This is a genomic window from Okeania sp. SIO3I5, from assembly GCF_010672085.1.
Classification (GTDB): domain Bacteria; phylum Cyanobacteriota; class Cyanobacteriia; order Cyanobacteriales; family Microcoleaceae; genus Trichodesmium.
The window spans coordinates 1-10,334 of record NZ_JAAHHT010000300.1; the positions used below are offsets into that span (position 1 = coordinate 1).

5 protein-coding genes and 1 pseudogene are annotated in these 10,334 nt (G+C 33.0%); 4 read left to right on the top strand and 2 right to left on the bottom strand.

The genetic code is table 11. The annotated features are described in order from the left end of the window. The first annotated feature begins 420 nt into the window (after positions 1 to 420). Complete coding sequence (locus F6K40_RS35715; RefSeq protein ID WP_293143555.1) at positions 421 to 1,032, top strand: Uma2 family endonuclease; 612 nt, start codon at positions 421 to 423, stop codon at positions 1,030 to 1,032. A 104-nt stretch (positions 1,033 to 1,136) separates the two neighbouring features. Here the strand turns inward: F6K40_RS35715 and F6K40_RS35720 are convergent, their stop codons facing one another. Together F6K40_RS35720 and F6K40_RS35725 are read right to left on the bottom strand one after the other, a co-directional pair. Further along, entirely contained in the window at positions 1,137 to 5,042 is a 3,906-nt protein-coding gene (locus tag F6K40_RS35720) for a CHAT domain-containing protein (RefSeq protein WP_293143558.1), read from the bottom strand. Beyond that, positions 5,035 to 6,354, bottom strand: coding sequence for a P-loop NTPase fold protein (locus F6K40_RS35725; protein WP_293143561.1), 1,320 nt, complete (start codon positions 6,352 to 6,354; stop codon positions 5,035 to 5,037). The genes F6K40_RS35720 and F6K40_RS35725 overlap by 8 nt, the downstream gene beginning before the upstream one ends. A gap of 307 nt (positions 6,355 to 6,661) precedes the next feature. Between F6K40_RS35725 and F6K40_RS35730 the strand changes: the two genes are divergently transcribed. The 3 genes and pseudogenes from F6K40_RS35730 to F6K40_RS35740 all read left to right on the top strand — a co-directional run bounded on the left by F6K40_RS35730 (position 6,662) and on the right by F6K40_RS35740 (position 10,088). Next, positions 6,662 to 6,907 (top strand): hypothetical protein, encoded by a 246-nt coding sequence (locus F6K40_RS35730; RefSeq protein WP_293143564.1) that lies wholly within the window; start codon positions 6,662 to 6,664, stop codon positions 6,905 to 6,907. Positions 6,908 to 7,152: 245 nt separating this feature from the next. After that, positions 7,153 to 8,236, top strand: a pseudogene (locus F6K40_RS35735) (RNA-guided endonuclease InsQ/TnpB family protein). A 64-nt stretch (positions 8,237 to 8,300) separates the two neighbouring features. Next, the gene (locus F6K40_RS35740; protein WP_293143566.1) at positions 8,301 to 10,088 is read left to right on the top strand and encodes a GUN4 domain-containing protein; all 1,788 of its coding nucleotides are present in this window, start codon (positions 8,301 to 8,303) and stop codon (positions 10,086 to 10,088) included. The last annotated feature ends 246 nt before the right edge of the window (positions 10,089 to 10,334 follow it).

Below are 10,334 nucleotides of genomic sequence, written 5' to 3' on the forward strand. Positions count from 1 at the left end.
ATTTAATTAGGTAGGTGGGAAAATTTACCGAAACAATTAAACAATTAAATAATTAAATAATTAGATAATTCAGGTTTAAAGCCTCCCCTTTCAAGGGGAAGAAAATAAATTTTTTCCTTTTTGGTCAATCCTCTCCCTTTTAGGGAGAGGTAATTATCCATTATCCATTATCCATTATTGAAAAGTACGTCATTGCGACTGGAACGGAGTGGAAGGAAGCAATTTTAAGAGTTTTGACTACATGAAAGTTTCCTTAGTAAGAAATATAGAAATTCTCAATTATTTCTGAAAAAAGATTGTAGGGGTTTGGTCTCCAAACCCCATTTTTACTTTGGTTTAGAAACCAAACCTCTAGGATGAAATTACAATTTATTTACGACCGCTATGTTATTATGAAATTAGGGAAAAGCAAGAATATTTATGGTTCAATTATTACAAAAATTAATAACCTTTGATGAATTTACTGAATGGCTACCCGAAAGTAGACGGTATGAATTACACGAAGGCAAAATTATCGAAATGCAACCCACAGGAAAACATGAAGATATTACCGGATTTCTTATTCAAGAATTAACCCTAGAATATATAAGGATGAAATTACCTTATCGTATTCCTCAGAAGGCATTAATTAAGCTAAAAGATAAGGAAACTGGTTATAATCCAGATGTACTAATTATGAATCGCCAAAATTTGATTAATGAGCCATTATGGAATGATAAATCAACTCTTATTCATGGAGAATCAATTCCTTTAGTGGTTGAAGTAGTTAGTACAAATTGGCGCGATGATTATGGTTATAAATTAATTGATTATGAAGCAATGGGTATTCGTGAATATTGGATAGTCGATTATTTAGGGATAGGAGGTGTTCGTTTTATTGGGTATCCGAAACAACCAACGATTTCTATTTATCAGCTTCTCAATGGAGAATATCAAGTACAACATTTGAGAGGAAAAGATTTGATTGATAAGTCTCTAATTTTTCCCGAATTGAATTTGACGGTTGAACAGATTTTTCAAGGTCAACGGTAAGAATATATTGGACAGAAACACGCAGAAGTTTGTGCTTTACAAAAAGAAAACCGACGTATTTTAAATAAAAGTAACTTTTAGGAGGGGGAGGGATTATATTGACTTTACTGACTAATAGCAGAAAACGCAGCCCAATAGAAAGGATCTTTAAAAGGTTGTTCGCTATTTGATAGTAGCTGGAGACGATATTTAAGTTGATATTTAAGCTTACGTTCTAGATTTTCATTAATAGGAAGTTGATTATTTTCAATCCATTTATGTAATTTTTTAATAATATCTCGTAATTCTTGTTTAGTGATATTTCGCAACCAAATTTGAGCTTTATTAAGAGCAGTTGATACAGTAAAATTTTGGTGAAGGTTTTGATAAAATTTAATCATTAGTAAAGCAGCAGATAGATCATCAGGACTCCACAAACTACTAACAACATTAGAACTTCCTGCGTAAATAAAACTGCTAGGAAAACTAATATATTCATCACTTCTTAAATCATTAAAATCTGTTAATCCCGTTTCACAAGCTGATAGACTAACTAAACGACATTGACTCAAGTTAAGCTCAAAGACTTCAGCTAAGGTCAAAGTTTCAGCATCAGCTAATAATAGAGATGATTCTAAAGGAGAATTAGTATTAAAACTACTATGACATGAAAAATGAAGACAGTTAACTGATGAAAATTCACTATAAGTCTTGAAAGCAGTTTTGGTTGCTTTTTCTTTCGCTAAAATTTCAGCCGAATCAAAATACGAACTAATTGTTTCTACTTCTAAGTTAGTAAAAATTAAGTCGTTCGTAGGATTTTGAATAGCAAATAACTTGTCAAAGTTAGGACGTTGCTGATTTTTAATCAGTTGCAATAATCTACAACTTGGGGAATAAGATACTTCATAATTATCTAACAAATAACTACCATCATTTAAGATAAAAGCGTGAATTGGTAATAAGTGTAAAAAGCGATGGGGAATTAAGATAATTTTCTGGCATTGTTGAGGAATATGGGAAATAATTTCATCTAAATGTAGGATTTGAGCAAAATTTCTTAGATAAAATGATAGTTCACTTTGCCATTGTCGTTTATCAAAATGGTAGAGGTTCAGATATTTATTTATTGGAGCAACAAATTCATCAAAAGCGCGTTTATCTTGAAATAGAAAATTTTTGTTAACTGGTATTTGAGAGGTTGTTACTTGGTCGGAAAGTATCTTAATCCTACTATTGATTACTTCTTGTTCTACATCTTCTTTGAGACAGCTTTCCCTTTCAATTTTTAGACTGTTTATATCAACAAAACAAAATTGTAAAATTTGTGGTTGATTGTAATGACGAGTCGTAATAAATGTAATAATTTGATTATCTGTAACATACCATTCAATAATTGCTGTTTGGTCATCAATTAAATTTTGCATCTCCCCAAAAGTAATAGATTCAACTTTTTGTGTAAGTTGAAAAGCAGCGTCAATAGAGTTAATTTCTCGTGAAATTAATTTATCTAACTCTTGTTGAAGTTGATTAAGTTTACTACAGTCAGTTAGTTTAGGTTTACTGTAGTCAGTGTGATTATTTTGTTCAATAGCTAGTCGCTTTTCTTCAATAGTAATCTCTCTCCGAAGTCGATCTAATTTTCGGATAATTGTGAGTGAAATATCGCCTTTAGGATATAAGTTGCGGTTAGCAATAAGTTCAACTAAAGTTCTATTTTTACTGAGTTCTACATACTCTATGGCTTTATCTATTTGTCCCAAATTAATGTAGGATTCAACAATACTATAATAAATATAATAAAGAGGAGTAACTTGGGAAATAATTTCTTGGCGACTTATTTCTGTTATTGCCCAACTACAAGAAATTTCTACTGCTTTAATAGCAATTTTGTAAGCTTCAATAGCCAATTGCCAGTTTGCTTCTTGAAAGTATAAATTACCTAAATTATGACTAACCGTTAAACATTCAATCGGCAAATTTTCAGGAGTAAAAATTTGCAAGGAATTTTGAAAACCTGTAATTGCCATTTCAAGATTTTCCGCTCTGTCTCCTTTTATTCTGTTTCCATAGGCAATGGCTAAATTATTTTGAGTTTCTGCCCATTGTAAAGGTAAATATTGTTGCGTATAAACTTCTAAAACCATTTGAAAAGCTGCAATTGCACTTTCAATATTTTCAGCTTTATCTCCTCTTATTCTTTCTCGATAAGCATTACCAAGATTATTTAGAGTTTCTGCCCATTGTAAAGGTAAATCTTTCTTCGTATAAACTTCTAAAACCATTTGAAAAGCTGCAATTGCATTTTCAATATTTTCAGCTTTATCTCCTCTTATTCTTGCTCGATAAGCATTACCGAGATTATTTTGAGTATCTGCCCATTGTAAAGGTAAATCTTTCTTCGTATAAACTTCTAAAACCATTTGAAAAGCTGCAATTGCATTTTCAATATTTTCAGCTTTATCTCCTCTTATTCTTGCTCGATAAGCATTACCGAGATTATTTTGAGTATCTGCCCATTTAAAAGGAAAATCTTGCTTCGTATAAACTTCTAAAGCTTTTTCTAAACAAGCGATCGCCATTTCAATATTTTCCCATTTATCTCCTCTTATTCTTTCTCGATAAGCATTACCTAGATTGTTTTGGGTAGTTGCCCAATCTTCAGGAAAATTTTTTTTAGTATAAATTTTTAGAGATTGATAAAAACAATTAATAGCTTGCTCTAAATTTTCTCTTTTATCTCCTTTTATTCTTTCTATATAAGCATTACCTAAATTATTTTTAATTTTTGCCCAATCTACAGGAAAATATTTACAAATTCGTACTTCTAAAGCTCGAAAATAAGCACTAATAGCACTTTCTAGATTTTCCCCTCTTTCTCCTCTTATTCTTTGAGTGTAGGCAATAGCTAGATTATTTTGTGTAGTTGCCCAATCTTCAGGAAAATCTTCACGAATTCTAACTTGTAATGCAGATTGATAATAACCGATCGCCTGTTCTAAATTTTCAGCCTTCTCACCAAAAATACGATTACTATAAACATAACCAAGATTATGAAGAGTAGTTGCCCATTGCTTAGGAAAAGTCTCACGGGGATGAAAATTTAAAATACTTTCTAATCCAGTAATTGCTATTTCTAAAATATTTGACAATCTTCCCAGAGGGAAGCGAGAAATATCTATACACAGACTTTCTACTATTCCCGCAATTGCTTCTTTTTCTTCTAGACTAACTTCAGAACAAGTATCAATTATCCACTGTTGTAAAAGCTCGGCAAAAAAGTTATCTAATTTATCAACATTAGATTTAATAACAGAGTAGAGAAATTTTAAATCTCCATTATTTTCATATTCTAATAAGAGAAGCTTTTCCAACAACAAAACATACTCTTGAGTATCTATATCTTTCTTTTGATAAAATAATGAAAAATCTTCAGATACTTTCCTTTGTTTTTCTTGCTCAAGATAACGCTCAAACGGAACATAATGTTGTAGTAAATCAATTTCTTTATCTACAGGAAACTCAAATATTCCAGAACGCCAATCAAAAAAATCTGGGGCACGACGCACTAAATATTTTAAAGTGTATTTCCTGACTATAAAAACTAAACAGCAATTAAAATCATCTCTAAATCTTTCCCTTTGCCAATTTAGATGACCTAATAAGTATGATACTGAACCTTTTTCGTGAGAAATTTTCGGTTTTTCTAGAGTCCGTTTAATATAATCCTCTAAAGCTAAAGACTTTTCAATACCACTAATAAATAAAACATTAATTGGATTATCTTTAACCTTCTCTGCAATCAAGTCATATAAATTATCAATAGAATGTTCTAATTTTAAAACCTCAATTTTTTTGTCTGGAATATCTTGCTTAACTTTGCCAATAATCAAACTTTCCTGTACAGGAGAACACTTGACAAATAAAATACCAAAACCTTCGCGCCAAGATAAATCACGTTTCAGGGTCAGATAAATTTCTTGTTCATCTGGTCTAAATTTTTCTATGGGACTGACTAAGTTATTACTCATTAGAAATTAATCTATTTAGTGCCGATTGAAACTCAGATGTTCCTTCAATTAAAGGATGAATATCATACCAACGTACAGGATTATCTTCTGCATCAACATCTCGATATTCCAATACACAACGACGGAATAATAAACTTCGATATTCCTCATCATTAGGAATATTTTTTGAGTGATAAACTATAGCTAACTTATCCCATTCTTCAGAATTAACTGCATTTCGATAAGTGCCATCTCTAGCATCGCTAATAGCACGATTTACTGCTTTTATATTTATCGGAAAATCATCAACTTGACGCATAGCAGATTGCATTAATAACATTAAATCCCGGACATGACCTCCAGTCATCTGACAAAGCTTTATCCGAGTTTCTGAATTATCAAAAATTTGAGTATCAATATCAATCCCAGGGTCAACTAAACGAACCCTTTTTTCAATAATTTCCTTTACTTTATCTAATCCTTTCCCATAAGATTCATTTTGACGATCTTTAACCATAATCATTGGTAAAACTTGGGGACTTGCATAAATATTTCTTAGTTCAGTTGCTTGACTTGAATAGGCTAAAGAAATAGGAATCGTATAAACAACATGACAATTTAAAGCAGTTAACTGATTACTATAATCAAGAAAAATTTCATCGTGACTTGTTCTTTGATTGCCTTTTTCAATAGGTATTATCCTATCTAAATTATCAGGAATCACAACTATTTTTGATTCTACTTCTGGCAATTTGTTTTGAGCCTCTTCAATAAATTCATTTAAAGCTGCAATTAAAGAAACACTATGATTATCAACCTGTCTTCTAATTGTTTCGCGGGTACTTGGAATACGTCTTAAACTTGTAGTTAACTTACTAAAAACATTAATTTTAGATTCAATACTTAGTTTTTCAAACTCCACATCTGATAAAGCTAAATCCTTTAATTCATGCCATCTAGACTGTAACCAATCTAATAAAAGATTAGGAGAAGCATAAGCTTGAAGCTTCTCCAAAATATTGCGAGTACAAGCCAAAATAATGTCAGTATATTGAACGTCTAATTCATCAATATCTCCTTCCGTTGCTGGAAAATAAACAACAAAAAAACCATTTTTTTGTAAATAATCTTCTAGGCGTAATAATTCTGTTGATTTACCTACACCTCGATGCCCAGTATAAAGTTGACAGGTAGGCTTCTCTGAGTAAATAATAGTCTTACCAATTTCCTTAAAAATATTATCATCTCCCCTCACTTCACTACAGTTTACATAAGCTGGATCGTTAGGAGGTAAAGGGTCAAATGGGTTAAATTTATTATATATGTTTTTCATTAAACTCATAAGCTGGTATCTATAACAAGATTTATTGGTTTATAGTAACTCTCTAAAATTTAGATTGTAGCATAATAACTCCAGATAGAAAAATAGAAAAGGAGATTGCTTCAGGGGTCTGAATTTTTTATTCACAATTGTTAAGTATCTCCCTCTGGCAATAACAACTTTTTTTCCTCTTCAAAAGTGATAAGTATTTAGTCAAACTCTATGAAGTTTATAGTTACGGAACTATCTATAATTTAAACCCCCGCTCTTAAGGATGAGGTATAATTAGAATCAAACACAAAAATAAGTTAGTTGAAAAATGCTCAAAATAGCTATTGAAGGTTTAGATGCTGTTCAAGCTACAGAAGAAATTATGGCAATTGAAGGTATAGAAGGTAGTTATGAAATAGATTCAGATGGCAATGAAAAAGGTATTACTTTAGCAACCATTCTGACAATAGTTGGAATTGGTTCAGGAACTTCTATCATTATTAATAATACTCTCAACATTGCAGAGAAAATTTCCCAATGGTACAAAAAACAGCGGAAACTTACCAGGAATTAATTAAGGTTAATGCTAGAGACTGGCATAAATTACGACTTTATGGGGCGGGTAGTTTAGCGGGAGTTTTTATTTAGTTGACAGATTACGTCATAATAAGTTAATATATAATAGTTCTCTCAAGTAGTAACACAGTGAAGTTTGTCAAACCAAGAGAGCGTTGACTTAATCAAAAAATAACGATATAATACCTTACAAAGCACACTATTAGACAGACTGTGTTTGCGGAGCATATAAAACACACATACATGAAATCTATTAGAACCAAGCTCAAACTCAATAATCAGCAAAAAACTTTGATGGCTCAACACGCGGGCTACTCACGCTGGTGCTATAATTGGGGCTTAAGCTTATGGAATCAAGCTTATAAAAATGGCTACAAGCCTAATGTTCGTACACTTAGAGAGGTTTTTACCAATCACACAAAGCCTTTATATCCTTGGATGAAAAAATTGTCATCTAAAGTTTACCAATATGCTTTCATAAATTTAGGTGAAGCGTTCATGCATGTTCTTTAAAGGTCTAGCTAAACACCCAAGGTTTAAAAAGAAAGGTAAACATGATTCATTCACAATAGATAATTGTGGAAAACCAATAGAACTAAATGGATGGAATCACAAATTACCTTTTATTGGCATAGTCAAAACTTATGAACCAATTGAAGCAACAACTAAAAAAATAACAATTAGCAAACAAGCAGGTGATTGGTATCTCAGTTGTAGCTATGAATTTTTAGGCACAACTACAGCGAAAAAAACGGATGTTATCGGTGTAGATTTAGGAGTAAAAACCTTAGCAACACTAAGTGATGGCAAAGTATTCAAAAGTGTGAAAGCATATCAGAAATTTGAAGCTAAGTTATCTAGGCTGCAATACCTAAATCGTCATAAAGAAGTAGGCTCTGCTAACTGGAAAAAGGCACAACTAAAGATAGCCAGATTGCATAGAAAAGTAGCAAACATCCGTAAAGACGCACTTCATAAACTGACAACATATTTAGCTAAGAACCACGGCATAGTTGTCATAGAAGATTTGAATATAAGTGGAATGTTACGCAATCATAAGTTAGCGAAATCAATAGCCGACCAAGGATTTTATGAGTTCAGGCGACAGCTAGAATATAAGTGCGAATGGTATGGTTCAGAGTTAGTAGTAGTTGATAGGTTTTTTCCATCATCAAAAACTTGCTCAAACTGCGGTCATGTTCAAGATATGCCCTTAAATGTAAGGACTTATGACTGCCCAATATGTGGCTTGTCAATAGATAGGGATTTAAACGCCAGTATAAATTTGAGAAATGCGGTCGGCTCGGTCGTGAATGCCTGTGGATGAGTAACCGCCGACGGTCTCAGTAGAAGCAGGAAGTAAACATCAAATTGTCACGTTATGTGACGTTTTGTATCAGTTTTATGGAGCAGCGTTAGTAACTCCTTTGAGAAAACCAGGTAGAAAACCTGCACCCCGTTACCAGAAAACTATTGAATTTAGAGATCCGGAAGGTAGATTTAGGGTAGCCACTCGTAAAGATTTTGTGGGTCGTCGTCGTCAGTTACAAAATTGTCTCCGTGCTTTTAAATTAGATGATAAGTTGGGAGTATTAATTCATGGTATGGGAGGTCTGGGAAAAAGTACGATTGCTTCTCGACTTTGGGAACGTTTATCGGAATATGAAAAGGTTTTCTGGTGGCGACAAATTGATAATTCTAATTTCGTGGAAAAATTGGCGGATAAATTGAGAGATGCTGATTTACGTTTTGCTTTAAAGGATAATCGAAATGAACTTAAATATAGGTTGCGAGATTTATTTGAAAATTTGATTGAAGCTGGAGAAAAACCTTTTCTTTTTCTTTTCGATGACTTTGAATGGAATCTCGAACCTCGTGAAGGTGGATATGTTTTGAAACCTGAAGCGGCAGAAGTTTTAAATGCTTTGGTTTTTGCAATTCGAGAAGTAGGTGCCAGGGAAAAAATTATTATTACTTGTCGTTATGAGTTTCAATCTGATTTATTAAGTGAGTTTTGGGTACAAGGTTTAGACGCATTTAGAAAAGCTGACTTAGAGAAAAAATTGAAGCGTCTGGAGAATTTTAATTCGGGAAAAATTGATGAAAAGTTAATCGAAAGAGCGTTAAAACTTGCCGACGGAAATGCTCGTTTATTGGAATGGTTGGATAAAGATGTGTTTGGTTGTGAGGATATTGAGGGGAAGTTAAATAAGCTTGAATCTAGTTCTGAAGATTGGCAAGGAAAAATAATTTGGGATAAACTTTATAAACAAGTTGATGAAAAAATTGCACGGGTATTGAGTCATTGTTTGGTGTTTGAAATTCCTGTACCGATGTCAGCTTTGGAGGTAGTTTGTGAGTCTATTTCTGGTTATAAGGAAAAGTTGAATCAAGCCGTAGATTTAGGTTTGATAGAAGTTAGTTCGGAAGTAGAAGAATCTGAGCGTGTTTATCGAGTTTCGCGGATTTTACCTCATATTATTTCGAGTATTAAATTGCCAGAAGTTCCTGAAGTTTATTCTTTGTATGAAAAAGGTTCGGAAAAGTTATTTGAGTTGTGGGGTACGACAGACAATATAAATGAGGAAAAATGGCGTGAGATTTTCCGGTTCAAATTTGCCAACAAAGAAAATCCTGAGAGGTTCCGAGAAGGATTCTATAAAATGTTGTCTGTTCAATATAATAAGGAAGCTGATGAAGCTTACGAATTTGAACTTAGACAAAGTAAAACTGAACTACCAGAGAATAGTTTGTTTGTTCAACTAGAAGAATATCTGTGTCAAGGAGAATGGAGAAAAGCTGATGAGGAGACAGCATTTATTTTTTTTGAAGTAATGGCATTAGAGAATATTGATAGAGATAAAATGTATTACCAGACTCCATCTCAAATACTTAGAGAAATAGACCAACTTTGGGTAAAATATAGCGACGGTAAGTTTGGTTTTTCTGTGCAAAAAGATATTTATCAGAGTTTGGGTGGTACGAGAAAGTATGATGAGGAAATATGGGAAGCATTTTGTAATAAAGTGGGCTGGCAGCAAGGAGGAAAATGCCTGCATTACGATGAGCTAACTTTTAATCGGGAGACACATTATACAGGACATCTACCCATGGGGACTATAGGATTTGGTGGAAGAGTTTGGTTGCGTACAAGGTTTTATACAGTGTTGTTGGAGTAGTGATAGTGAACTTTGAGAGGAACTCTTCCATCACCCAGAAAGTAGGTTGGGTAGAATTCAGTGAAACCCAACAAAGCCATACCTAATTCAAAGCAAATAGTTAGAGTTGGGTTTCGTTACCGATACAGTCGATGGGGATATCACTATCCCTCACCTCTGTTTCAAAACCGTGCATGAGAGTTTCCAGCTCACACGGCTCCTGACAGCAAGGATTTCGCTCGTTGAGGTATCACCTACTTTCCGTGG

Coding starts and splice junctions, on each gene's coding strand:
- F6K40_RS35715 (WP_293143555.1), top strand. CDS start 421: ATGGTTCAATTATTACAAAAATTAATAACCTTTGATGAATTTACTGAA.
- F6K40_RS35720 (WP_293143558.1), bottom strand. CDS start 5,042: ATGAGTAATAACTTAGTCAGTCCCATAGAAAAATTTAGACCAGATGAA.
- F6K40_RS35725 (WP_293143561.1), bottom strand. CDS start 6,354: ATGAAAAACATATATAATAAATTTAACCCATTTGACCCTTTACCTCCT.
- F6K40_RS35730 (WP_293143564.1), top strand. CDS start 6,662: ATGCTCAAAATAGCTATTGAAGGTTTAGATGCTGTTCAAGCTACAGAA.